The organism is Aeromicrobium fastidiosum (assembly GCF_017876595.1).
Taxonomy (GTDB): domain Bacteria; phylum Actinomycetota; class Actinomycetes; order Propionibacteriales; family Nocardioidaceae; genus Aeromicrobium; species Aeromicrobium fastidiosum.
In genome coordinates this window covers 3,545,488-3,568,189 of sequence record NZ_JAGIOG010000001.1, presented here as the reverse complement: position 1 = coordinate 3,568,189, position 22,702 = coordinate 3,545,488, and the positions used below count along the sequence as shown (strand labels likewise).

The following is a 22,702-nucleotide window of genomic DNA, read 5'->3' as shown; positions in this document are numbered from 1 at the left end:
GATCGTGGTCAGAGACGTGGCAGCGTCAGGGTGAAGGTCGTGGGCGATTGATCTGATGTGACGGCCACGTCGCCGCCCAGGCTCCTCGCCACCCGGCGCGACAGTGACAGCCCGAGACCGGCACCGGTGCTCGAGTCGCTGCGTCGACCCGCGGCGAAGATGGCATCGGCATCGGCACCCCGCAGTCCCGGGCCGTCGTCGGAGACAGCGATCTCGACGGTCCGGGCGTGCGCTGTCGCGGTGATCGTGACGGCGGATCGAGCGTGGGCGAACGCGTTGTCGACCAAGGGCGCGAGTGCGCGTGCACCGAGGGACAAGGGGGCCCCGACGTCGGGATCGTCGACGACCCTGACCGCGCAGCTGGCCGTTTCGTCGACAGCGTGGTCGGCCAGCACGGCCGCGATGATGGCCTCCGGCCTGCTGGAGGAGCCGCGCTCGGCATCGCCGCGCGCCACGGCCAGCAGCGTCGTGATGGTCGCGTTCATCCGCTCCACCAGCTCCACGACCTCGGTCAGACGTCCCTTCACCGCCTCGTCGGACGTCGTCATCAGGCCGAGCTCCGCCTCGCCCCGGATGGCGGTCAGCGGTGTCCGCAGCTCGTGGGCCAGCTCGGCCGTCAGACGCTGTTCGTTGCGCAGCGCTCCTGCGACGCGATCGAGCAGGTGGTTGAGGGTGTGACCGAGGGTGCCGATCTCGTCGGTGCCCGGTGGGCCTGCGGCGAAACGTGACTCCAGGTCGTGCTCGCTCCACTCCTCGGCACGCGCGGCCATCGACTCGACGGGGGCGAGAGCGCGACGGACCGTCCACGCGGCGATGGCGGTCGAGCCGGCGGTGACGACCAGGCCGAGCACGCCGAGAACCGCGATGACCTGCGTGCGGGTGGTCTCGTAGGGTTCCAGCGACTCACTGACCACGACGACGGCGTTGGGTGCCCGGGCTCCGCTCGCACTGACCGGCTCGGCGAGATAGACGCGTTCGCGGCGCTCGATGTCGGTCCTCTCGGTGACGCGTGAGAGCGACTCGGCCACGGCCTGCACCCGACGTCCGGCGTCCGGGCCCTGGAGCTGCTTGCCGTCGATGTCGAAGATCCACGTGGAGCCGTCGACGGAGTCGTCGGGCACCCGGAGCGTGCGGATCGAGCCGTCCGGACCACTCTCGACCGCCGAGGCGACGAGGGTCAGGCGGTCGGCCAGCGCCGAGTCGACGCTGTTGCGGGTCAGCGCCGCGAGGATCAGGACGACCGTGCCCGTGACGGCTGCCATCGCTACGGCAGTCACGATCGCGGTGGACCACACGATCCGGCGTCTCAAGCTCGGGTTGCGCGGCCTCATCGCAGGACGAACCCGACGCCGCGGACCGTCTCCAGCGCACGAGGGGAGTCGATCGCGGCGAGCTTGACCCGCAGGCGCCGGACGTAGGAGTCGATCGTGTTCTCGCTGACCATCGCGCCGTCGGGCCAGGCTGCGGCGACCGCTGCTCGCCGTCGGACGACCACCCCCGGCTCCGCGGCCAGCGTCGCAAGGAACCGGAACTCGGTCGGCGTGAGGCGTTCCTCGAGGTCGCCGTGTCGCACCGCATGACGGGACGGGTCCAGCTCGAGGCCGTTGCCCGTCTGGGGAAGGGGCCTGCGGCGACGGGTGAGGGCATCGATGCGGACCAGCACCTCCGCGATCGCGAAGGGCTTGGCCACGTAGTCGTCCCCGCCGGCGTTGAAGCCGGCAACTCGATCGTGGACGGCGTCGAGGGCGGTGAGGAACAGCACGGGTGCCTGCTGCCCATCGGCGCGGAGCGCCTGGCAGACGTCGCGGCCGTCGGCGTCGGGCAGCCCGATGTCGATGATCAGCACCGCCACGCCGGAGGACGCTGCGAGGTTGGCCATCGCCTCGCGTCCGTTGCGGGCGATGACCACGTCGTGGCCGTGGAGCTTGAGGGCTTCGGTGAGCACGCGTCGGACGGCGGGGTCGTCCTCACAGATGCCGACGCGGGTCACGGACCCCATCGTGCACCCTGGCAAGACCTCATGGCCGGCTGGTCGAGCTCATGTCGGTGTCGGCCCACGCTGCCTTCGCGCCGCTGTGTCCGATGCGAGCGACCTGCACGGTCGTCCCGACCACCGCCACGACCGCCAGCACCGCCACGACGACCGCGATGGCCCTGTGCATCGAGTGGCCGTGTGTCGAGCGCCAGTGGATCGCGTATCCGATGACGGACACCGCGAACAGGCCGATCATCCACGGCAGCAGGCCGTCGGCGAGTCTCGTGTGCTCCTCGAGCAGCGCCGAGCGGGCCACGTGCTTCTCGAGCGTCTCACCGGTCGATGTCGACAGGGGGACCAGGACCAGGCCGATGAGGCTGATGCCGGCCGGCAGGGGACCGGCCCAGGCGCGGAACCGGGGCCACAGGGCGGACAGCAGCACCGTGAGGGCGGCCAGCGGGATCATCACCACGGTGGCGTGGACGATCAGCGGATGGAGCGGGAGGCCGTAGAAGTCGTTCGGCATCGGATGCCTTCCGCTAGGTGGTGGTCGAGGTGTGCCGGGCGAGTCGACTCCGGCATCTTCCAGAAGCCTCGTGCACGGAACCTGACCAGAACCTGACTGCGCCACCGCGCATCGGCCACCCGACGCACACGCAGAACGCCCCCGATCGGTCGATCGGGGGCGTCCTGGCAACGGCGTCGTGCCCGGTACGTCAGCGGGTGGGCGGCTCAGGGGACGGTGGGCTTGCGCCTCGTCGTGAGCCGACCACGTCGCTGGGTCCGGTCAGATGTCGTAGTACAGCTCGAACTCGTGCGGGTGCGGCCGCAGCTGCACGGGCAGGATCTCCTCGGTGCGCTTGTAGTCGATCCACGTCTCGATCAGGTCGGGCGTGAACACGTCACCAGCGGTGAGGAACTCGTGGTCGGCCTCGAGGGAGTCGAGGACGGCGTTGAGCGAGGTCGGCACCATGTCGATGGCGTCGTACTCCTCCGGCGGCAGCTCGTAGATGTTCTTGTCGATCGGAGCAGCCGGCTCGATCTTGTTCTTGATGCCGTCGAGGCCGGCCATGAGCAGCGCCGAGAAGGCGAGGTACGGGTTGGCCGACGGGTCGGGGCAGCGGAACTCGATGCGCTTGGCCTTGGGGTTCGAGCCCGTGATCGGGATACGGACGCATGCCGAGCGGTTGCGCGCCGAGTAGACCAGCGCGATGGGGGCCTCGAAGCCCGGCACCAGACGACGGTACGAGTTGACCGACGGGTTGGTGAAGGCCAGCAGCGACGGCGCGTGCTTCAGGATGCCGCCGATGTAGTGACGCGCGAGGTCCGAGAGTCCGCCGTAGCCCGACTCGTCGTAGAACAGCGGCTTGCCGTCGTTCCAGATCGACTGGTGCACGTGCATGCCCGAGCCGTTGTCGCCGAAGATCGGCTTCGGCATGAACGTCACGGTCTTGTCGTTGGCCCACGCCGTGTTGCGGACGATGTACTTGAACTTCATGACGTCGTCGGCAGCCTTGAGCAGCGTGTCGAACTTGTAGTTGATCTCGGCCTGGCCCGACGTGCCGACCTCGTGGTGACCACGCTCGAGCGTGAGCCCGGCGTTGGTCAGGTTCGTCATCATGTCGTTGCGCAGGTCGGCGGTCTTGTCGGTCGGCGCGACGGGGAAGTAGCCGCCCTTGTAACGCACCTGGTAGCCGCGGTTGTCGTCGATGCTGTCGCCGGTCGACCAGGCGGCCTCGGACGACTGGATCTCGTAGAACGACTTGTTGGCGGCCGTGCCGTAGTTGACCCGGTCGAAGATGTAGAACTCGGCTTCGGGCGCGAAGAACGCGGTGTCGCCGATGCCGGTGGTCGCGAGGTACGCCTCGGCCTTGCGGGCGATGTTGCGCGGGTCGCGCGAGTACGCCTCACCCGTGATCGGGTCGTGGACGAAGAAGTCCATCGCGATGGTCTTGCGCGCCTTGAACGGGTCGACGTAGGCGGTCTTGATGTCGGGGAACAGCACCATGTCGGACTGGTCGATGGTCTGGAAGCCGCGGATCGACGAACCGTCGAAGGCCACGCCGCTCTCGACCATGTCGGCGTCGAACGTCGAGGCGGGCAGCGTGACCTGCTGCTGGATGCCCGGGAGATCGGTGAAGCGGACGTCGAGGTACTCGACACCCTCGTCCTTGATGAACTTGAACAGCTCGTCGGCATTGCCGAACATGTGGCCTCCTAGACCGCTGAGGGCGGCCTTCATTGTCGAACCGGCAGGGAAGTGCGTCACTGCACCGTATCCCTGAGGCTAGGAGGATGCAGTTACCCGGTGGAGTCGGAATTGTTTCAGACGTGTTACGTGTGCCCCTTCGGGCCGACTGTGCCGCCGGTCGATAGGCTCGCGGCGTGGAGATCCCCTCGCTCGTCCGGCGTCTCGGTGCCCTGCTGATCGACTGGATCGTGGCGGCGCTCAGCGCCGTGACGCTCGCCGGGGTCAGCTACCCGCCGGCACCGCTCGACGAGGACCCCAGCCAGACGTTCATCATCATCGGCTTCTTCGTCGCCGAGGTCGGCATCCTGACGGGGCTCGTCGGACGCTCGATCGGCAAGCGGGTGCTGGGCATGCGCATCGAAAACCCCGACGGACGCCCCATCGGCGTCCCGCGCGCATTGCTGCGGACGCTGCTGCTGACCTTGGTCCTGCCGGCGATCGTCATGACCGACGACAAGCGCGGCATCCACGACCTCGCCGCCGGATCCCGCGTCGTCCGCGCCTGAGCCACACCGCCCCTTGAGCCACACCGCCCGTTGAGCTCGTCGAAAGGGTGTTTCGACAAGCTCAACGGGCGGGGCGTTTCGACCAGCTCGACGGGCTCCCTAGCCGCGCATCGCCTTGCGGTTGCCCTTCATGCTGGTCGGCACGGGGCCGCGGGGCATGGGGGCGGCCGGACGCATCGCGTCGAGGGCCTTGAGCTTGTAGACCAGATCGGCCATCTGGGCCGGCTTGATCTTCTTCGGCAGCTTGTTGACGTGCTTGACGAGCTTGGTCAGCGGGACCTGGCCCTCGTCCTTGCCGACGATGATGCCGGTGACCGGCACCGACTCGCCGCCGACACGCACGTGCTTCTTGACCTCCGTGGCCAGCAGGCCGCGGACGGCGTTGGGACTGCCCTCGCCGACCAGGATGATGCCGGGACGACCGACGACCCGGTGGATGACGTCCTGGTTCTTGTTGAACGCAACGGCCGGCTTGACCTCCCAGCCACGGCGCAGCATCTGCAGCGCACCCGCGGCGGCGCCGCGCTGGCCCTCGACCTGGGCGTAGGCGGCCTTCTCGGCGCGGCGGCCGAACACGATCAGCATGCCGAGCAGGCCGGTCAGCAGGCCGAAGACGATCGTGACCGTCAGGCCGATCCAGCCGGTGCCGAACAGGAAGTAGCCGAGTGCAGCGAAGGCCCCGCCGACCACGAGGAACGTCAGCAGCAGGATGAGCCCGATGTTGCGGTCGCTGCGCTTGGTGATCTGGTACGCCTGGCGCATCTGGCCGAGGCGGCCCGTGGCCGGGGTGGGGACGGAGTTGGACATGCGGTGCAGTCTACGGCGCGGTGGGTGCCGCGCCCATGCCGCGTCCGGACTCCCGGGCCTGCTGGTACAGCGATCCGGCGCGGTACGACGAGCGGACGAGGGGACCTGACATGACGCCGGCGAAGCCGATCTCGTCGGCCTCGGTCTTGAGCTCGACGAACTCCTCGGGCTTGACCCAGCGCTCGACGGGGTGGTGACGCACCGACGGACGCAGGTACTGCGTGATCGTGATGAGGTCGCAGCCGGCCTCGTGCAGGTCGTTCAGCGCCTGCGAGACCTCCTCGCGCGTCTCGCCCATGCCGAGGATCAGGTTCGACTTGGTGACCAGGCCGAAGTCGCGGGCCTGCGTGATGACGTCGAGCGAGCGCTCGTAGCGGAACGCCGGACGAATGCGCTTGAAGATGCGCGGCACGGTCTCGACGTTGTGCGCCAGCACCTCGGGACGCGACTCGAAGACCTGCGTCAGCAGCTCGGGGATGCCGTTGAAGTCGGGGATCAGGTTCTCGACGCCCGTGCCGGGGTTGAGCTCGTGGATCTTGCGGACGGTCTCGGCATAGAGCCACGCGCCGCCGTCGGGCACGTCGTCGCGAGCGACGCCCGTGATGGTCGCGTAGCGCAGCTCCATCTTCTGGACGGACTCGGCGACGCGGCGGGGCTCGTCGCGGTCGATCGGGTCGGGCTTGCCGGTGTCGATCTGGCAGAAGTCGCACCGGCGCGTGCATTGCTCGCCGCCGATGAGGAACGTGGCCTCGCGGTCTTCCCAGCACTCGAAGATGTTGGGGCAGCCGGCCTCCTGGCAGACCGTGTGCAGGCCCTCGCCCTTCACGAGCTTCATGAGCTCGTTGTACTCAGGACCCATCTTCGCGCGGGTCTTGATCCAGGCGGGCTTCTTCTCGATGGGAGTCTCGGCGTTGCGGACTTCGAGCCGAAGCATCTTGCGTCCCTCAGGTGCGATGGTCACGCCCTCAAGGGTACGCCTGTCCGAAAGGTGACCTAGGCTCGGTCGCGTGCTGGATCTGGACCGTCCGTGGGCTCGCCCCGCTCCCGACGCGGGACAGGTGCGGGCTGACGTCATCGGTGGCGTCGTCGCCGCGATCGCCTCAGTGGTCTCGGTCGAGGTGTGGCGCAGCGGGGCAGGCATCACGATCAGCGATCCCGTCCTGGTCTATGCCCTGTTCGCGGTGGCGGGCCTGCTGTTCGCCGGACGTCGGCGCTTCCCACTCACGACCCTGCTGCTGGAGTCGATCGTCTTCATCGTCATCGGCGAGCACCAGGCCCAGCTGGGTGTCGTCTTCACGCTCCAGATCGTCCTGTTCGTCGCGCTCTACTCCGCGTGGGCGTGGTCGCGGCGTCCGCGCGCCTTGTTGGTGACCAGTGCTGTCGTGGTCGTCGCGATGTTCGGCTGGCTCGTCTGGCAGTTCGTCCGTGAAGACCCGCCCACGACCCCGAGTGTCGGGCTGCTGCCGCCGTACGGCGCCATGATCGCCTACTCGCTCGCGATCAACGTCATCTACTTCTTCGGCGCGATGGCCTGGGGGCACGGTGCGTGGCGCAGCGCGCGACAGCGGGCCGAGATCGCCGAGCGCGTCGTCGCCGAGCGCCACGCCCAGGACCGCGACCGTGAGAGCGCGGTGCAGGCCGAGCGGGTGCGCATCGCCCGCGACCTGCACGACGTCGTCGCCCACCACGTCAGCGGCATCGGCGTGCAGGCCGCCGGTGCCGGACGGGTGCTCGACGCCCGGCCCGAGGTCGCCCGTGAGGCGCTGTCGGTCATCGAGACGTCGTCGCGGCAGGCGGTGCAGCAGATGCACCAGCTGGTCGGGCTCCTGCGGGCCGACGACGAGCGCGGTGACCGCGTGCCGCAGCCGGGCCTGCCCGAGATCGCGACGCTCGCGTCGCCGGACGACCGGCCGTCCGTGGCATTCCGTCAGGTCGGCGAGCCGTTCGACGTGGCACCCACCGTGGCCCTGTCGATGTTCCGCATCGCGCAGGAGGCAGTCGCCAACCTGCGTCGTCACGCGGGTGCGTGTTCTGGCGAGATCGTCCTGCGCTTCGTCGAGGCGGGGGAGTCGGAGCCGGCGACCGTCGAGGTCGAGGTCATCGACGACGGCTCGGCTCCCGTGTCAGGCCCCGCACCGACGTCGTCGTCCGGGGGCTTCGGTCTCACGGGCATCCGCGAGCGGGCGGCGATGCACGGCGGTGAGGCCGAGATCGGCTCCCGGCCCGACGGCGGGTTCAGGGTGCGGGTCCGCATCCCGGTGGCGACATGACGACGATCAGGGTGCTCGTGGCCGATGACCAGGCGCTGGTCCGCACGGGCTTCGGCATGATCCTGAGCGCCGAGGACGACATCGAGGTCGTGGGCGAGGCCGACGACGGTGACGTCGCGGTGCGCCGCGTCATCGAGCTGCGCCCCGACGTCGTGCTGATGGACGTGCAGATGCCCCGCATGGACGGCATCGAGGCGACCCGCCAGGCCATCGCGGCGGTGCCGGGCTGCACGGTGCTGATCCTGACGACGTTCGACGATGACGACTACCTGTTCGCCGCCCTGCAGGCCGGGGCCAGCGGGTTCATGCTCAAGAACTGCCCGCCGGCCGATCTCGTCGCGGCGATCCGGGTCGTCGCCCAAGGGCACTCGCTGCTCGCACCCGAGGTCACCCAGCGGGTCATCGCCCGCTCCACGGGGCGTCCGCGGGGCGAGCGTGCACCGGGCCTCGACGAGCTCACCGAGCGCGAGCACGACGTCCTGGTGGCGATGGGCCGCGGACTCAGCAACGGCGAGATCTCCCGCGAGCTGTTCGTCAGCGAGGCGACGGTCAAGTCGCACGTCTCGAAGGTGCTCACCAAGCTGGGCGTCCGCGATCGGGTGCAGGCCGTCATCGCGGCGCACGAGTCGGGCCTCATGGACGGCCGCCAGTCCGACTGACCGACGTCGGCCGTCCGCCCAAGGGATGAGGCCATGTTCATCCTCGTGGCCGATGTGCCGGGGGCGCGGGGCTCATAGCGTGGAGACATGTTGGACATCTCCTCACTCAGCAGGTCGTACGGCGACACGCTCGTCGTCGACGACGTCACCTTCCGGGTGCGTCCGGGCCGCATGACGGGCTTCGTCGGTGCCAACGGTGCCGGCAAGACCACCACGATGCGGATGATCCTCGGCGTCCTGGCACCCACCGCGGGGGAGGTGCTCTGGAACGGCAGCCCCATCACGACGGGTCAGCGCCGCCGCATCGGCTACATGCCGGAGGAACGCGGCCTGTACCCCCGCATGCGGGTCAGGGAGCAGCTGGTCTTCCTGGCCCGGCTGCACGGCATCGACCGTGCCGATGCCGCTCGACGCGCCGGTGAGCTGCTCGACCACTTCGATCTCGGCGACCGCGCCGACGACGTGCTCGACACGCTCTCGCTCGGCAACCAGCAGCGCGTCCAGATCGCGGCGTCGCTGATCCACCGCCCCGACGCCCTCGTGCTCGACGAGCCGTTCAGCGGCCTCGACCCCGTCGCGGTCGACGCCATGGCGTCGCTGCTGGCCAAGGAGGCCGGCGACAAGCCGCTGCTGTTCTCGAGCCACCAGCTCGACCTCGTCGAGCGGCTGTGCGACGACCTCGTCGTGCTGTCGCACGGCAAGGTGGTCGCACACGGCTCGGTCGACGAGCTGCGCGGTACCGGTCCGGAGCGCTATCGCATCGTCCTCGACGGCACGGACGCCGCCTGGGTCCGCGGCTTGCGGGGCATCGAGGTGCGGGACGTCGACGGCAGCACGGCGCTGGTCGACCTCGACGGCACGACGCCGTCCGACCTGCTCTCGCAGGTCGTCGCCCGTGAGCCCGTCGTCGAGTTCAGCCGCGTCCGCCAACCCCTGTCCGCCATCTTCCGGGAGGTCAACCGATGAGCACGGTCACCAGCACCACCACGCCCACCCCGGCATCGACCGACGACGAGGTGCGCGGGGCCTGGCGCGTCGTCGCCGAGCGCGAGATCACGACGCGCGTCCGCGAGAAGACCTATCTCTACAGCGCGCTGTTCATGGTCGTCGGCGTCATCGCGATCGTCGTGCTCACGTCGATCCTGGGTGGCCGGCCCACCGACTACACGGTCGGCGTGACCGACCAGACGTCCGCGGGGATCGTGTCGCAGGCCTCCGCGGTGGTCGACCGCTCCGACGACGGCTCCACCGCCAGGGCCAAGGAGCTCGCCTCGACCGCGGCGGCCGAGAAGGCGGTCAAGGACGGAGACGTCGACGCGGCTCTCATCGCGACCGACAAGGGCTACGAGGTCGTGGGTGACGACGAGGTCGACTCGACCCTGTCGGCGGCACTGAGCTCGGTCGCGACGACGCAGGCTCTGCAGTCGAACGCACAGGAGCAGGGCGTCGACCTGCAGCAGCTGCAGAGCGGGACGACGGTCTCGGAGCGACTGCTCGACCCGAAGGCCAGTGACGACGGCGGACGCCAGCTGGCCGCCTACGTCTTCCTGATCCTCTTCTACATCACGGCCATCACCTTCGGCATGTCGATCGCCCAGAGCGTCGTCCAGGAGAAGGAGAGCCGGGTCGTCGAGATCCTGGCCGCCGCCGTCCCGATCCGGGCGATGCTGTGGGGCAAGATCGCGGGCAACACGCTGCTCGCCTTCGCCCAGATCCTGCTCCTGGCGGTGGCCGGCATCGCCTCGCTGGCCGCGGTCGGGCAGACCGATCTGCTGTCGGCGCTCGGACCGGCCGTCGGCATGTACGTCGTGTTCTTCGTCCTGGGATTCGTGGCACTCGCCGGTCTGTGGGCCGTCGCCGGCTCGCTCGCATCGCGCCAGGAGGACCTGCAGTCGACGACGATGCCCGGTCAGGTGCTGCTGTTCGCGCCGTACATCATCGCCTTCTCAGCGGGGGCCGGCGTCAAGACCGTCGTCTCGATGCTGCCGATCATGTCGGCGATGCTGATGCCGTCGCGGATGGCCGAGGGCGGCGTGCCGGTGTGGCAGATCGCGGTGGCCGTCGTGGTCAACATCGTCGGCGCGATCCTCATCGTCCGGCTCGCGGCTCGGCTCTACGAGAGGACGCTGATGCGCACCGAGCGCAAGATCGGCTTCGGCGAGGCGCTGCGGCTGAGTGAATGATGCGGCTCAGCGAGTGAGCCGGCTCAGCGGCTGAGGCCGAGCACCGGCACGGTCGGCCCGGGCCCGATCTCGTCCCGCTCGACGAGGTCGGGCCCCGGCACGTACGGGTGCCACTCCAGCAGCTCGCGCAGGTGCGGCGCGATCGCGGCGGCGGTCTCGCGCACCGTGACGTCGCGCCCCAGCTCTGCCGACAGCGAGGTCACGCCGGCGTCGGCGATGCCGCAAGGCACGAAGCGCTCGTAGGACGACAGGTCGACGTCGGCGTTGAGCGAGAAGCCGTGCATCGTGACGCCGCGGGCCACGCGGATGCCGATCGCCCCGACCTTGCGCTCGGCCCGGCCTGCCGTGGCGGCGAGCCAGACTCCCGAGCGTCCGGGCACGCGGCCGGTGGCGACACCGAGGTCGGTGGCCGCCCGGATCATCGCCTCCTCGACGCGTCGCACGAAGTCGACGACCAGCACGTGCGACGGCAGCTTGGTGATGGGGTAGCCGACGAGCTGACCGGGGCCGTGGAACGTGATCTTGCCGCCGCGGTCGACGTCGACCACGGGGGTGCCGTCGAACGGACGCTCGTGGGGCTCGGTGCGACGCCCCGCGGTGTAGACGGGCGGGTGCTCGAGGAACAGGGCGGTGTCGCCGATCTGGTCGGCGACGCGCCGTGCGTGGTAGTCGCGCTGCAGGTCCCACGCGGTGGTGAATTCGATCGCGGAGGAGCCGTACCAGTCGTCGATGATCTCAAGCGTCACGTCTCCCAGCGTATCCCCGCCGCGGGAGCCGGCCTGTGGACGGCGCGAGGCGCGACCCGGCCGGCCGCACCACAGTGGGGTCATGGACTGGTTGTGGGTGCTGATGGTCGCGGTCCGGGCCGTGTCCCCGGCTCCGGACGACCAGTGGGCCACGCGTCTCGCCGAGCTGGACCACGCCCGCGGACGGGCCTTCTCGTCCGCCGATCCGACGCTGCTCCGTGAGGTGTACGCACCCGGCAGCCCGGCCCGCCGTGCCGACGCCGCGACGATCGATGCCTACGCGGCGCGAGGAGGCCGGGTCGTAGGGGCGGAGCTCATGACCCTGCGGTGCCGGGTCGTCAGCTCGTCGCCCGCCCGCGTGCGGCTCGAGGTCGTCGACCAGCTGGACGCTGCCCGGGTCGAGTGGGACGACGGCACGGCGACCCCGCTGCCGCGCGACCTGCCGTCGCGCCGCGAGGTCGCCCTGGTGCGCACGGAGCACGGCTGGCGCATCGCCGAGACCCGGCTCAGGTGAGCCAGAACCACGTACCGACCGCACCGGCCACGGCTAGGGCTGCCAGGTAGGTCAGCACCAGTCGGGTGTCGCGCAGCACGCACCGAGAGCGTGCGAGGCCGCCGCGCCACGCCTTCCAGTACCCCGCGAAGCCGAGGGCAGCGAAGCCCAGCAGCGCGACAGGTCCGAGCAGCCAGCCCAAGGCGGCGATGGTCGCGAAGACGCACAGACGCAGGGGGTCGTACGTCGTCTCTGTCTCGGTCGTCTGGCTCATGGCAGCGTCTCCAGGAGGTTGGGCCGGCCGGTGGCGGTCGACAGGCGGGTGCGTGCCAGGGGTGCCCAGGCCTGCACGGCGCAGAACGGGGCGCACTGGTGGGCGGATGTCTCGTCGTTCACGGTCGCGACGTGCACGCAGCACTGTGTCAGGCGCTCCTCGATCATGGTCGACATGTCCATGAAGGGCTTGACCGTGATGCGCACGACCCGCTCGCCGAGCATCTTGCGCAGGCGCTTCTTCTGGCCCGGCAGGGCGGACGACGCGAGCGTCGTGAGGGTGCCGATGCCGAGGTCGCAGTTCTCGCAGATGTCCTTCCAGATGGTGCCGATGTTGGGGTGCGACAGCGACGACTGCTCGCTCAGCAGGTCGAGCAGGGAGTCCTTGACGACGCGCTTCATGGTCGCCGGGATCGAGTCGTCGGCGATGCGGTTGGCGAGCATGTCGGGATCGAGGTCGAGCCACTGCTTGAGCTTGTCGTGGCCGATCAGCGACGTCAGCGACTTCCACGACCCCGAGTCGTCCCGCAGCAGGTAGCCCACCGAGCAGCAGTGCGGGTGCGAGCAGGGGAGCGCGGTGAGATCGCGCCACGTGACCTGCCCGCCGGTCTGCTCGTCGAGGCGGGCGAGCACGCCCGTGTGGGTCAACCGGTTCATGCGGTCGATCCCGGCGGACCGCCCAGAGCCGAACACCGGCTGGATCGTGACGCCGCCGACGTAGGGCGTGTCGAGGCCGCGCTTGACGACGTAGCCGATCTCGTCGTCATTGACGCCGAGGGCCGCCGTCATCGTGAGCGTCGTGAAGATGCCGGCCGCCGACAGCCGGTCGAGGGCACGGTCCTTGAACCGCCGGATGTCCGCCCCGCGGTGGTGCGTCGACGCCTCGGCCGACTCCCCGTCGAACTGCAGGTAGATCTCGACGCGCTCGCGGTGACGCGTCAGCAGGGCGAGCAGCTCGTCGTCCTGGGCGATGCGCAGGCCGTTGGTGTTGACGAGCACCCGGACGATCGGACGCGCCGCCACGGCGTCCAGCAGCTCGGCGAGCTGGGGGTACAGGGTCGGCTCGCCGCCCGACAGCATCAGGACGTCGATGCGTCCGTTCTCGCGCGACAGCCGCGTGTCGATCGAGGCCAGCACCTGCTCGAGCGGCGCGACCGACGACATCGCCGGTGCCGACTCGGCGAAGCACGTCGGGCAGCGCAGGTTGCAGTGGTCGGTGATGTCGGCGAGCAGGATGCACGTGTGCTGCGTCTGCATCTCCGGTAGCCCGTCTGCGTACGCGGACGGGACGGGCTTGAAGTTGCCGGCGACGTCGGGCTGGTGCACCTTGGTCGGCGCCGTCCACTCCTCGAGGTACGACAGGATCTCCGGAGACTCGTCGTACAGCGTCGTGACCAGGCCGTGGTCGGGGCAGCCCCGCTCGAGCCACACCCGGTTGTCCCTCACGGCGAGCCAACCCGAGAGGCGACGCACCTCCTCGAGCGGACGGTCGGGCCGTTCGTCGTGGCACAGCGGGCAGAAGGCGTTGACGTAGCGGTGCACGCGGTAGTCGCGCAACGGCATCCCGGTGCTCATGCCATACCGGCGAAGAGTGCGACGCAGGCGCCGGCGCCGATGATCAGCGAGAGCGTCCAGCCGATCAGCAGTCCGATGCCCCACTTGCGGGTGACCGGCGCGATGATCAGGCCGATGCTCGTCGTGGGCACGACGATGAACGAGAGCAGGAAGGCGCTGAAGCCGACCGACTGAGCCACGCCCAGCGCGAGGAACGGCACCGCGATCGTCGCGAAGACGCCGACGACGGCACCCGCGAAGATCTTCCAGCCGTCGTTCGGCGGTTGTGGCTGCGGGGGAGGTGCGGGGTAGTTGCCCCACGGGGGAGGCGGCTGCGGTGGGCCGCCGGGCGGCATGGTCATCGGGCCTCCACTGGCTCGAGTCGGTAGACGCCCTTGCGGGCCTGGACGGCGATGCGGGCGAGCACGAGCGGCATGGTCGCGAGCAGGAACAGCTGGGGCCGGGTGAGGCCGTGCCAGGCGATCTCGTTGCCGCGGGTGAACTCGACCAGGAAGCGGAACACTCCGTAGCCGAGGAGGTAGAAGGTCAACGTCTCGCCGGGCGAGGCCAGCCGGTGGCGCAGCCAGAACCAGATGATGGCGAACGCTGCTGCCTGGAACGCGATCTCGTAGGCGAACGAGGGATGCAGCGGCACGCCGGCGGGGGCTCCGAGGCGGGCGGCGTCCTCGGCGTCCAGCCGGATGCCGAACGACGTTCCGGTCGGCGTGCCGGGCAGCTCGGTCAGGAAGCAGCCGATCCGTCCGACCGCCATCCCGAGCGCGACCGCAGGCGCGAACAGGTCGCCGGTGCGCGAGGTGTAGCCCACGAGGCGCTTGGCCACGTGGACGCCGATCCAGGCACCGAACAGCCCGCCGAGGATGCTGCGGTTGCCGTACAGCCACTGCTCGGGGAGCGAGGCGTTCTCGCGCAGGTCGAGGTGCTGGAACCACGGTCCGAGCCGCATGAAGATCGCGCCGCCGACCAGGGCACCGAGGACGATGTACCAGATGCGGTCGTCGGTCTGCCCGCGACGGCGCGCCTCGACGACGAAGACGAGGCTGGCCACGAGCACGCCGAGGCCCACGAAGAGCCCATGGGTCGGGATCGCCAGCCCGGCCAGATCGATCGTCGGCAGCACGGAGTCAGCATGTCAGCGCGAGGTGCCGATCGCACCCGGCATCGGGCTGTGTCGCCCAGGTGGTTGCCTCAGTGCTCGCCGATGATCAGGTCAGTGCTGACCGCAGCGCCGACTCGAGGTCGGGGTCGGCGAAGGTAAAGCCGGCCGCCGTGAGGGCAGCGGGGGAGACCCGCAGCGAGCCGAGGAGGTCGTCCGAGATGCCGCCGAGGGCTGCCTTGACGGCGAAGCCCGGCACGGCGAGGAAGGTCGGCCGGTGCACCGCGTCACCGAGGGCGTCGGTGAACTCGGCGTTCGTCACGGCATCGGGCATCGCGAAGTTGAACGGCCCGCTCGCGTCGTCGTGCTCGAGGAGGAACTCGACGCCGCGCACCCAGTCGTGGCGCGAGATCAACGACATGTGCTGGCGGCCCGAGCCGAGCCGGGCGCCACCGCCGAGCTTCCACGCCGGCAGCATGAGCCCCAGAACGCCACCGTCCTTGCTCAGGACGAGCGAGGTGCGCACAAAGCACGTGCGCGCGCCGGCGTCGACAGCCGGGGCCGCCGCGGCCTCCCACTGCTGGGAGACGTCGGCCAGGAACCCCGAGCCCGGGGTGCCGGCCTCCGTGAGCTCCTCGGAGCCACGGTCGGTGCCGTACCACGACATGCCGGAGCCGGAGATGAACACCGTCGGGGTCGACGAGGCGGCCACCGCCCGGGCCAGGGTGCTGGTCGCGGCGAGCCGGGACGACAAGATCTCGTCCTTGCGCTTGCCCGTGCGAGGCCACTTCGAGATGGGCGACCCCGTCAGGTTGACGACGGCGTCGGCCCGCTCGATGAGCTCGTGGTCGACGGCACCGGCGTACGGGTCCCACAGAGAGGCGTCGTCGCCCGGCTCGCCCGAACGGACGAGCCGGGTCACCTGGTGCCCGCGGGCGCGCAGGTGGGTGGTCAGGGCTGTTCCGAGGAAGCCGGAGGCCCCTCCCACCACGACGTGCATCGTCAGGACCCGAGCTCTGCCTCGAACGAACCGGCCTGCAGGCGCTGCTTGACCGCGGTCAGGAAGCGACCCGCGTCGGCACCGTCGACGATCCGGTGGTCGTACGTCAGCGCGAGGTACACCATGCTGCGCACCGAGATGCTGTCGTTGCCGTGCTCGTCGGTCGTGACGACCGGACGCTTGACGACCGCACCCGTGCCGAGGATCGCGACCTGGGGCTGGTTGATGATCGGCGTGTCGAACAGAGCCCCGTTGCTGCCCAGGTTGGTGATCGTGAAGGTCGCGCCCGACAGCTCGTCCGGCGTGATCTTGTTGGTGCGGGTGCGCTCGGCGGCGTCGGCGATCTTGCGGGCCAGGCCCGCGATCGACAGGTCGCCGGCGTCCTTGATCGTCGGCACGAGCAGACCGCGCTCGGTGTCGACCGCGATGCCCAGGTGCTCGCCGGCCGGGTACGTGATCGTGCCCGCCTCGAGGTCGAGCGCCGAGTTGAGCTGCGGGTACGACTTGAGCGCCTCGATCGCGGCCTTGGCGAAGAACGGCAGGAACGTCAGCTTGACGCCCTCGCGCTCGAGGAAGGCGTCCTTGTGGCGGGCGCGCAGACGTGCGACCTCCGTGACGTCGACCTCGTGCACCTGCGTGAGCTGGGCCGAGACCTGCAGCGACTCGACCATGCGCGAGGCGATGACCTTGCGCAGGCGGGTGACCTTCTCGGTCTTGCCGCGCAGGGCGGACGGCTCGGGCGTTGCGGCCTTCGCCGCTGCCGGGGCTGAAGCAGCGGGTGCCGCGGCCTCAGGCTCCGGCGCGGACTGCTGGGCGGCCGCGTCGAGGACGTCCTGCTTGCGGATGCGCCCACCCACGCCCGTGCCGGTGACAGCGGACAGCTCGACGCCGTGCTGGCGGGCGAGCTTGCGGACGATCGGGGTCACGTAGGTGTCTCCGTCGCCCGAACCGGTGCCGGTGCCGGTGTCGGACGGCGTCGCCGGCGCGGGTGCCGGGGCGGGAGCAGCCTGGGTCTCGGGCTGGGCCGGGACGGGCTCAGGTGCCTTCACGGGCTCAGAGGCCTTGGCGGGCTCCGGCTCGGGCTCGGGTGCCTTCTCGGGCTCCGGCTCGGGTGCCTTCTCGGCGGCCGGGGCCGCGCCCTCGGCACCGATCACGGCGAGCACGGCACCGACCTCGACGGTCTCGTCCTCCTCGGCGCGGATCTCGAGCAGCTTGCCCGCGACGGGCGACGGGATCTCGGTGTCGACCTTGTCGGTCGAGATCTCGAGCAGCGGCTCGTCGACCGCGACGTCGTCGCCGACCTGCTTGAGCCACTGGGTCACGGTGCCCTCGGTGACGCTCTCGCCCAGTGCGGGCAGCGTGACCTCGGTACCGCCACCGGAGGCGGGGGACGTCTCGGCCTGCGGGGCCGGAGCCGTCTCCGCGGCGTCGTGCTGCTCCTCGGCGCTGTCGTCGGGCTGGTTGGAGCGCTCCTCGGCGACCTGCTGCGGCTCGGGCTCGGCGGCCGCGGCCTCGTCGGACGCGGGACGCTTCTCCTCGACCAGGTTCTCGTCGGAGACGGGGGCGGCGGCCGAGTCGTCGGTCGTCTCACCCTCCTCGCCGATCACGGCCAGGATCGCGCCGACCTCGACGGTCTCGTCCTCCTCGGCCTTGATCTCCAGCAGCACGCCGGCCACGGGCGACGGGATCTCGGTGTCGACCTTGTCGGTCGAGATCTCGAGCAGCGGCTCGTCGACGGCGACGGTGTCGCCGACGGCCTTGAGCCATTGGGTGACGGTGCCCTCGGTGACGCTTTCGCCGAGAGCGGGAAGGGTGACTTCAGTGGCCATGAGTGATCTCCGGGTCAGGCGTGCGAGTGAAGGGGCTTGCCGGCGAGGGCCAGGGCGGCTTCACCGAGTGCTTCGTTCTGGGTGGGGTGCGCGTGGATGAACTGCGCGACGTCCTCGGGGTAGGCCTCCCAGTTGACCATCAGCGATGCCTCGCCGACCTGCTCGCCGAAGCGGGAGCCGAGCATGTGGACGCCCACGATGGGGCCGTCCTTCTCGCGGACGAGCTTGACGGTGCCGGCGGTGCCGAGGATCTGGCTCTTGCCGTTGCCGCCGAGGTTGTACTCGACGGTCTCGACGTTGTCGTCGCCGTACTTCTCGCGCGCCTGCGGCTCGGTGATGCCGACCGAGGCGATCTCGGGCTCGCAGTACGTCACGCGGGGGATGCCGGAGTCGACGACGACCTGCGGGTTGAGACCCGCGATCTCCTCGGCGACGAAGATGCCGTGCGCGAAGCCGCGGTGGGCCAGCTGCAGGCCGGGGACCAGGTCGCCGACGGCGAAGACGCCCTCGACGTTGGTCGCGAGGCGCTCGTTGGTCGGCACCCAGCCACGGTCGACCGTGACGCCGACCTCCTCGTAGCCCATGCCGGCGGAGTTGGGTCCGCGACCGACGGCCACGAGCACCAGGTCGGTCTCGATCGTGTCGCCGTTCTCGAGGGTCACGGTGACGCCGTTGTCGGTCTGCTTGACCGAGTCGAACTTGACGCCGGTCTTGAAGTTGATCTTGCGCTTGCGGAAGGCGCGCTCGAGTCCCTTGCTGAGGGCAGGGTCCTCGAGCGGGACGAGCGTGGGCAGGCCCTCGATGATCGTGACGTCGGCACCGAACGACTTCCAGACCGATGCGAACTCGACACCGATGACGCTGCCGCCGATGATGACGACCTTCTCGGGGACCTCGGTCATGGTGAGGGCCTCGGTGGACGTGATGACGCGTCCGCCGATCTCGAGCCCCAGCGTGCGGGACACCGAGCCGGTGGCCAGCACGACGTTGGTGCCGGTGTAGCGCTGGCCGTTGACCTCGACGGTGTCCTTGGAGACGAGCTTGCCCTCGCCCTCGACGACCGTGATGCCGCCGGACTTGATGAGTCCCTGCAGGCCCTTGTACAGGCGGTCGATGACGCCGTCCTTGTACTTGTTGACCTGGGCCATGTCGATGCCGTCGAAGGTCGACTTGATGCCGAAGGCCTCGCCCTCACGCGCGAGGTCGGCGACCTCCGCGGAGTGCAGCAGGGCCTTGGTCGGGATGCAGCCCCAGTGCAGGCAGGTGCCGCCGAGCTTGGACTTCTCGATCAGTGCGACCGACTTGCCCAGCTGGACGGCGCGCAACGCGCAGGCGTAGCCACCGCTGCCGCCGCCGAGAATCACGATGTCAAAGGTGTTGCCGGCGCCGTCCGCCACGGTTTCCTCCCAGAGAAGTGTGTGCTTCTTCATCTTGTCACTCAGCCCAATCGGCCTGCCACCGGGGTGAGCCGGTGCCGACCCCCGATCGGGCACACTGGTGTCATGGGAATCTTCGGAGGCCGCAAGGCCAGGACAGACGGTGGTGCCGTCGTCTCGGACCGTAACTCGAGCCGTGCCGACCTAGAAGCGCTGAGGCAGTTCGCCGAGACCCGACAGGGCGTCGAGGCCTGGATCGAGCCGCAGACCTCCGTGACCCACACGACGCTCCTGCTCGTCGCGTATGACGGGGAGTCGCTGCGGCGTCGCGTCTCGTCGGCGCAGGCAGGCCACGACTTCGCCCGCAAGAAGCTCAAGGTCCCGGTCTACGACTCCAACCTCGTGCCCATCGCCTCGCGCAAGCGCGACTACGACCTGCGTCGCGCGGGGGCGATCCCGAACGGACGCACGACGTCCGGCCCGTCCGCGTCCAGGCCGTCCGCCTCGCAGCCGTCGTCGACGACGCCTGCCGCACCGACACCGGCCTACCGGTCGCCCCGCGAGCTGAGGGCCATCATGACCCTCGAGACGATCGCCGGCACCGACCCGCTGCCCGACTCCCCGTCGTTCGACGAGCTGATGAAGGTGTACCGCAAGGCGCGCAAGCAGGCCCATCCCGATCGGCTCGGCGGCGCTCGCGAGAAGTGGGACACCGTCGAGGACGCGGCCCGCGCCCTCGGCCTCCCCGACTGACGCCCAGCCCCGCTGAGCCTGACGTTTGTGCAGACACGCCGCCGGCGTGTCTGCACGAACGTCAGTGCCAGCCGCGGTCGTCGATGCCGCCGGGCACCTCGGCCCCCGGGTCGTACGGCGTGCGGGTGAAGACGAAGCTCGCCAGCACGAGCCGCACCGGACGTCCTGACGCGTCGCGCTCGACCCGCAGGGGCTCGCCGCGGTAGTAGCCGTCCAGCCCCATCCAGCCGTCGCCGTCGGGCACGAACCGTGCGCCGCGGCCCTGGCCCGGCTCGCCGAGCCGAAACCCGCCGGTGGAGTCGAGCGCGACGGTGAACGAGTACGTGCCCCAGAACCACGGACCGACGAGGTCGAGCCGGTCGGCCTGGCCGGCGTCGACGCTCCACGGGGTCGGCACGACGGGGTCGTGCTGACGCACGAGGTCGAGCAGCTCGGTCGCGACCGCACCCATCCCGCTGGTGGCGTTGGCCATCACGACGACACCGTCGCCGGATGCCACGTCGACGCGCAGTCCCGCGAGGAAGCCCGGCATCGACCCGCCGTGGCCCGCGAACCGGCGTCCGGCGACGTTCCACATCTGCCAGCCCAGCGCGTGCGCACCGGCCCAGGGGATGCCCGGCACGTCGTTGACCGCGACAGGACGCAGCATCTCGGTGAGCGTGTCGGCCGCGAGCACGCCGTCGCACCGTCCCGCGAGGAACGCGGCCCAGCGTGCGAGGTCGTTCGTCGTCGACCAGAGCTGTCCGGCCGGTGCCATCGAGACGTGGTCGTGCTCCGGCTCGACGTGCACGAGGTCGGCCAGCGGATGGACGGCCAGACCCGGGGCGGCGGGGTCCATCGGACGTCGCGTGGTGCGGGTCATGCCGAGCGGGTCGAGGATGCCCGTCTGCACCGCCTCGTGCCACGGCATGCCGCGCAGCCGGGCGATGAGCTCGCCGAGCACCCCGTAGCCGACGTTGGAGTAGTGGAACGACGTCCCGGGGGTCGACCGCAGCGCGACGCCCGAGGCGAGCAGCCCCGCGAAGTCGTCGCCCGGGGTGCGCTCCCACCAGTCGCCGTCGGTCTCGGCCTGCAGCCCGGACGTGTGGGTCAGCAGCTGGGCGATCGTGACGTGGCCGAACGCCACCTCCGGCAGGTGCGTGCCGATCGTGTCGGCGAGGTCGAGCAGGCCGTCGTCGCGCATCCGCATGACCTCGACGGCCACGAACGTCTTGGAGATCGAGCCGATGCGGTACTGCGTGTCCGCGGTGGGCGCGGCACCTTCGCGGCGTCCGTCGAGCGTCCCGGCGACGCCTGACCAGACGAGCTCACCGCCGCGCACGACCCCGGCCACGACCGACGGCAGCCGCTGCTTGGACTGCTCGGTCGCGAGCCGCCGGTCGAGGGCCAGGGCTGTGCCGGTGTCGAGCGTCATCGTCCCTCGGCCAGCTCCGTCGCGAGCCGCACCAGGGTGCGGACGCCGGCACCCGTGCCGCCGACCGGGGTGTAGTCGAACGCCGATCCCTCGTTGAACGACGGGCCGGCGATGTCGAGGTGCGCCCACGGCACCTCGCCCACGAACTCGCGCAGGAACGCCGCGGCGAACAGCGCGCCGCCGTAGGGCTTGGGGTTGTGCTGGCGCAGGTCGGCGATGCTCGACGAGGTGACGATGCCCTTCATCTCCTCGGTGATCGGCAACTTCCACATCGACTCGCCGGCAGCGCGCGAGGCGGCGTGCACGGTGTCGCCGAACGTGTCGTCGTTGCCGAGGATGCCGCTGGTGTGCGAGCCGAGGGCGACGACGCACGCGCCCGTGAGGGTCGCGACGTCGACGATGTGATCGGGACCGGCCTCGGCCGCCAGCGCCAGTCCGTCGGCGAGCACGAGCCGTCCCTCGGCGTCGGTGTTGTGCACCTCGACCGTCGCGCCGCTGCGCATGCGCAGGACGTCGCCGGGACGAGTGGCCCGTCCGCTGGGCATGTTCTCGGCGAGGCACGCGTAGGCCGTCACCCGGATGGGGAGCCCGAGACGCGCGATGGCGACCGTCGCGGCGACGACCGCCGCGGCACCGGCCATGTCGAGCTTCATGGTCTGCATCGACGCACCCGGCTTGATTGACAGGCCACCCGAGTCGAAGGTGATGCCCTTGCCGACGAGGGCGAGATGCGTGACGGCACCTGCCGGTTCGTACGACAGCGTCACGAGTCGCGGGGGGCTGTCCGATCCCTGGCCCACGCCGAGGATGCCGCCGCAGCTCTCCTTCGCGAGGCGCTTCTCGTCCCACACCGAGACCTTGACCGACTGGCCCGCAGCCTCGGCCACGTGCGCCGCGATGGCGTCCGCGAGCTCGGCGGGGCGCTTGTCGCCGGGAGGTGTGTTGACCCAGTCACGCGCGGTGTTGACGGCGGTCGCGACGGTGGCGGCGCGCTCGACGGCCTTGGTGGCGGTGCCCTGGCGGGCGAACGGCGTCAGAATGACGGCACTCGTCAGCTCGGGCTTGGTGTCCTTGGCGTCCTTCTTGCTGGTCTTGTAGACGTCGTAGCGATACGTGCCGAGGCCGACGCCCTCGGCGATGGCCTCGACCTCGTCGACGCCCGCGGGATGCAGCGCGATCGCGACGCTCGTCGCGTTCTTGGCCGCGCGGACGCCGTTGGCGGCGGCACGACGGAGGTCCTCGGCCGTGGGCTCGGCGGGCAGGGCGATCGCGATCACGACGGGGGCCTTGGTGAGTCCCGCGGACGGGAATCGGACGCTCTGTCCCTTCTCGCCCGTGAAGCCGAGCAGGTCGAGGGTGGCGGCGAGCTCTCCCTTGTCGTCATCGCCCCGGATCCCGAGGATCAGGACGTCGGCGCTGGCGGTGGTCGGCTTGGACGTGCTCAAGGTGACGGACGGCATGTCTGCCACTCTAAGGTTGCCCGGCCGCGCCCGGCCAGC

General features: G+C 70.3%; 23 protein-coding genes. 7 read left to right on the top strand and 16 right to left on the bottom strand.

Annotated features, from left to right (window positions below; all coding sequences use genetic code 11):
* Window positions 1-8: 8 nt before the first annotated feature.
* The 4 genes from JOF40_RS17720 to glnA form a co-directional block, all read right to left on the bottom strand.
* A complete protein-coding gene (locus JOF40_RS17720; protein ID WP_209674696.1) occupies window positions 9-1,262 on the bottom strand; it encodes a sensor histidine kinase in 1,254 nt (417 codons plus the stop codon).
* Between the two features lie 65 nt (window positions 1,263-1,327).
* Window positions 1,328-1,999, bottom strand: coding sequence for a response regulator transcription factor (locus tag JOF40_RS17715; RefSeq protein ID WP_245343158.1), 672 nt, complete (start codon window positions 1,997-1,999; stop codon window positions 1,328-1,330).
* 19 nt (window positions 2,000-2,018) lie between these two features.
* Window positions 2,019-2,501 (bottom strand): DUF2231 domain-containing protein, encoded by a 483-nt coding sequence (locus JOF40_RS17710; protein ID WP_129182315.1) that lies wholly within the window; start codon window positions 2,499-2,501, stop codon window positions 2,019-2,021.
* 261 nt (window positions 2,502-2,762) lie between these two features.
* Window positions 2,763-4,184: a type I glutamate--ammonia ligase gene (glnA, locus tag JOF40_RS17705; protein WP_129182312.1), complete on the bottom strand. Its 1,422-nt coding sequence runs from the start codon at window positions 4,182-4,184 to the stop codon at window positions 2,763-2,765.
* Window positions 4,185-4,360: 176 nt separating this feature from the next.
* On the opposite strand from glnA, the gene JOF40_RS17700 reads away from it, so the two are divergent.
* Complete coding sequence (locus tag JOF40_RS17700) at window positions 4,361-4,732, top strand: RDD family protein (protein WP_129182310.1); 372 nt, start codon at window positions 4,361-4,363, stop codon at window positions 4,730-4,732.
* 99 nt (window positions 4,733-4,831) lie between these two features.
* Here JOF40_RS17700 and JOF40_RS17695 read toward each other — a convergent pair whose 3' ends face one another.
* Window positions 4,832-5,539, bottom strand: a complete 708-nt coding sequence (locus tag JOF40_RS17695) for a DUF4191 domain-containing protein (protein WP_129182308.1) — start codon at window positions 5,537-5,539, stop codon at window positions 4,832-4,834.
* A gap of 10 nt (window positions 5,540-5,549) precedes the next feature.
* Window positions 5,550-6,473, bottom strand: a complete 924-nt coding sequence (gene lipA, locus JOF40_RS17690) for a lipoyl synthase (protein ID WP_209674857.1) — start codon at window positions 6,471-6,473, stop codon at window positions 5,550-5,552.
* Window positions 6,474-6,546: 73 nt separating this feature from the next.
* Here lipA and JOF40_RS17685 point away from each other — a divergent pair, with 73 nt between their 5' ends.
* The 4 genes from JOF40_RS17685 to JOF40_RS17670 all read left to right on the top strand — a co-directional run bounded on the left by JOF40_RS17685 (window position 6,547) and on the right by JOF40_RS17670 (window position 10,651).
* Window positions 6,547-7,809, top strand: coding sequence for a sensor histidine kinase (locus JOF40_RS17685; RefSeq protein ID WP_129182304.1), 1,263 nt, complete (start codon window positions 6,547-6,549; stop codon window positions 7,807-7,809).
* Window positions 7,806-8,468: a response regulator transcription factor gene (locus JOF40_RS17680; RefSeq protein WP_129182302.1), complete on the top strand. Its 663-nt coding sequence runs from the start codon at window positions 7,806-7,808 to the stop codon at window positions 8,466-8,468. The genes JOF40_RS17685 and JOF40_RS17680 overlap by 4 nt, the downstream gene beginning before the upstream one ends.
* Window positions 8,469-8,555: 87 nt before the next feature.
* A complete protein-coding gene (locus JOF40_RS17675) occupies window positions 8,556-9,434 on the top strand; it encodes an ABC transporter ATP-binding protein (protein WP_129182300.1) in 879 nt (292 codons plus the stop codon).
* Window positions 9,431-10,651, top strand: a complete 1,221-nt coding sequence (locus JOF40_RS17670) for an ABC transporter permease (RefSeq protein WP_129182298.1) — start codon at window positions 9,431-9,433, stop codon at window positions 10,649-10,651. Before JOF40_RS17675 ends, JOF40_RS17670 begins: the two co-directional genes overlap by 4 nt.
* A gap of 23 nt (window positions 10,652-10,674) precedes the next feature.
* Here JOF40_RS17670 and lipB read toward each other — a convergent pair whose 3' ends face one another.
* Entirely contained in the window at window positions 10,675-11,397 is a 723-nt protein-coding gene (gene lipB, locus JOF40_RS17665; protein WP_246152832.1) for a lipoyl(octanoyl) transferase LipB, read from the bottom strand.
* Between the two features lie 82 nt (window positions 11,398-11,479).
* Between lipB and JOF40_RS17660 the strand changes: the two genes are divergently transcribed.
* Entirely contained in the window at window positions 11,480-11,911 is a 432-nt protein-coding gene (locus tag JOF40_RS17660; RefSeq protein WP_129182293.1) for a hypothetical protein, read from the top strand.
* On the opposite strand, the gene JOF40_RS17655 is transcribed toward JOF40_RS17660, so the two are convergent.
* The 7 genes from JOF40_RS17655 to lpdA form a co-directional block, all read right to left on the bottom strand.
* A complete protein-coding gene (locus JOF40_RS17655) occupies window positions 11,904-12,164 on the bottom strand; it encodes a hypothetical protein (protein WP_129182291.1) in 261 nt (86 codons plus the stop codon). The genes JOF40_RS17660 and JOF40_RS17655 overlap by 8 nt on opposite strands.
* Window positions 12,161-13,738 (bottom strand): radical SAM protein, encoded by a 1,578-nt coding sequence (locus JOF40_RS17650; protein WP_209674694.1) that lies wholly within the window; start codon window positions 13,736-13,738, stop codon window positions 12,161-12,163. The genes JOF40_RS17655 and JOF40_RS17650 overlap by 4 nt, the downstream gene beginning before the upstream one ends.
* On the bottom strand, window positions 13,735-14,079 hold the full coding sequence (locus JOF40_RS17645; protein WP_129182288.1) for a hypothetical protein: 345 nt from the start codon (window positions 14,077-14,079) through the stop codon (window positions 13,735-13,737). Before JOF40_RS17645 ends, JOF40_RS17650 begins: the two co-directional genes overlap by 4 nt.
* On the bottom strand, window positions 14,076-14,855 hold the full coding sequence (locus JOF40_RS17640; protein WP_129182286.1) for a prolipoprotein diacylglyceryl transferase: 780 nt from the start codon (window positions 14,853-14,855) through the stop codon (window positions 14,076-14,078). Before JOF40_RS17640 ends, JOF40_RS17645 begins: the two co-directional genes overlap by 4 nt.
* Before the next feature lie 85 nt (window positions 14,856-14,940).
* Window positions 14,941-15,831: a TIGR01777 family oxidoreductase gene (locus JOF40_RS17635; protein ID WP_129182284.1), complete on the bottom strand. Its 891-nt coding sequence runs from the start codon at window positions 15,829-15,831 to the stop codon at window positions 14,941-14,943.
* A 2-nt stretch (window positions 15,832-15,833) separates the two neighbouring features.
* Complete coding sequence (sucB, locus tag JOF40_RS17630; RefSeq protein WP_129182282.1) at window positions 15,834-17,660, bottom strand: 2-oxoglutarate dehydrogenase, E2 component, dihydrolipoamide succinyltransferase; 1,827 nt, start codon at window positions 17,658-17,660, stop codon at window positions 15,834-15,836.
* Between the two features lie 14 nt (window positions 17,661-17,674).
* Complete coding sequence (gene lpdA, locus JOF40_RS17625) at window positions 17,675-19,057, bottom strand: dihydrolipoyl dehydrogenase (RefSeq protein ID WP_209674692.1); 1,383 nt, start codon at window positions 19,055-19,057, stop codon at window positions 17,675-17,677.
* Window positions 19,058-19,162: 105 nt separating this feature from the next.
* Between lpdA and JOF40_RS17620 the strand changes: the two genes are divergently transcribed.
* Window positions 19,163-19,789 carry a hypothetical protein gene (locus JOF40_RS17620; protein ID WP_188111781.1) on the top strand — a complete coding sequence of 209 codons (627 nt, stop codon included), beginning with the start codon at window positions 19,163-19,165 and terminating at the stop codon, window positions 19,787-19,789.
* Between the two features lie 61 nt (window positions 19,790-19,850).
* Here the strand turns inward: JOF40_RS17620 and JOF40_RS17615 are convergent, their stop codons facing one another.
* Window positions 19,851-21,203 carry a serine hydrolase domain-containing protein gene (locus JOF40_RS17615; RefSeq protein WP_129182278.1) on the bottom strand — a complete coding sequence of 451 codons (1,353 nt, stop codon included), beginning with the start codon at window positions 21,201-21,203 and terminating at the stop codon, window positions 19,851-19,853.
* Window positions 21,200-22,663 (bottom strand): leucyl aminopeptidase, encoded by a 1,464-nt coding sequence (locus JOF40_RS17610; protein ID WP_129182277.1) that lies wholly within the window; start codon window positions 22,661-22,663, stop codon window positions 21,200-21,202. The genes JOF40_RS17615 and JOF40_RS17610 overlap by 4 nt, the downstream gene beginning before the upstream one ends.
* Window positions 22,664-22,702: the final 39 nt, after the last annotated feature.

What these genes read in the sequence shown, in the direction of transcription:
- JOF40_RS17720 (WP_209674696.1), bottom strand. Translation starts at nt 1,262, where the DNA reads ATGGCAGCCGTCACGGGCACGGTCGTCCTGATCCTCGCGGCGCTGACC.
- JOF40_RS17715 (WP_245343158.1), bottom strand. Translation starts at nt 1,999, where the DNA reads ATGGGGTCCGTGACCCGCGTCGGCATCTGTGAGGACGACCCCGCCGTC.
- JOF40_RS17710 (WP_129182315.1), bottom strand. Translation starts at nt 2,501, where the DNA reads ATGCCGAACGACTTCTACGGCCTCCCGCTCCATCCGCTGATCGTCCAC.
- glnA (WP_129182312.1), bottom strand. Translation starts at nt 4,184, where the DNA reads ATGTTCGGCAATGCCGACGAGCTGTTCAAGTTCATCAAGGACGAGGGT.
- JOF40_RS17695 (WP_129182308.1), bottom strand. Translation starts at nt 5,539, where the DNA reads ATGTCCAACTCCGTCCCCACCCCGGCCACGGGCCGCCTCGGCCAGATG.
- lipA (WP_209674857.1), bottom strand. Translation starts at nt 6,473, where the DNA reads ATGCTTCGGCTCGAAGTCCGCAACGCCGAGACTCCCATCGAGAAGAAG.
- JOF40_RS17680 (WP_129182302.1), top strand. Translation starts at nt 7,806, where the DNA reads ATGACGACGATCAGGGTGCTCGTGGCCGATGACCAGGCGCTGGTCCGC.
- JOF40_RS17675 (WP_129182300.1), top strand. Translation starts at nt 8,556, where the DNA reads ATGTTGGACATCTCCTCACTCAGCAGGTCGTACGGCGACACGCTCGTC.
- JOF40_RS17670 (WP_129182298.1), top strand. Translation starts at nt 9,431, where the DNA reads ATGAGCACGGTCACCAGCACCACCACGCCCACCCCGGCATCGACCGAC.
- JOF40_RS17660 (WP_129182293.1), top strand. Translation starts at nt 11,480, where the DNA reads ATGGACTGGTTGTGGGTGCTGATGGTCGCGGTCCGGGCCGTGTCCCCG.
- JOF40_RS17655 (WP_129182291.1), bottom strand. Translation starts at nt 12,164, where the DNA reads ATGAGCCAGACGACCGAGACAGAGACGACGTACGACCCCCTGCGTCTG.
- JOF40_RS17650 (WP_209674694.1), bottom strand. Translation starts at nt 13,738, where the DNA reads ATGAGCACCGGGATGCCGTTGCGCGACTACCGCGTGCACCGCTACGTC.
- JOF40_RS17645 (WP_129182288.1), bottom strand. Translation starts at nt 14,079, where the DNA reads ATGACCATGCCGCCCGGCGGCCCACCGCAGCCGCCTCCCCCGTGGGGC.
- JOF40_RS17635 (WP_129182284.1), bottom strand. Translation starts at nt 15,831, where the DNA reads ATGCACGTCGTGGTGGGAGGGGCCTCCGGCTTCCTCGGAACAGCCCTG.
- sucB (WP_129182282.1), bottom strand. Translation starts at nt 17,660, where the DNA reads ATGGCCACTGAAGTCACCCTTCCCGCTCTCGGCGAAAGCGTCACCGAG.
- JOF40_RS17620 (WP_188111781.1), top strand. Translation starts at nt 19,163, where the DNA reads ATGGGAATCTTCGGAGGCCGCAAGGCCAGGACAGACGGTGGTGCCGTC.
- JOF40_RS17615 (WP_129182278.1), bottom strand. Translation starts at nt 21,203, where the DNA reads ATGACGCTCGACACCGGCACAGCCCTGGCCCTCGACCGGCGGCTCGCG.
- JOF40_RS17610 (WP_129182277.1), bottom strand. Translation starts at nt 22,663, where the DNA reads ATGCCGTCCGTCACCTTGAGCACGTCCAAGCCGACCACCGCCAGCGCC.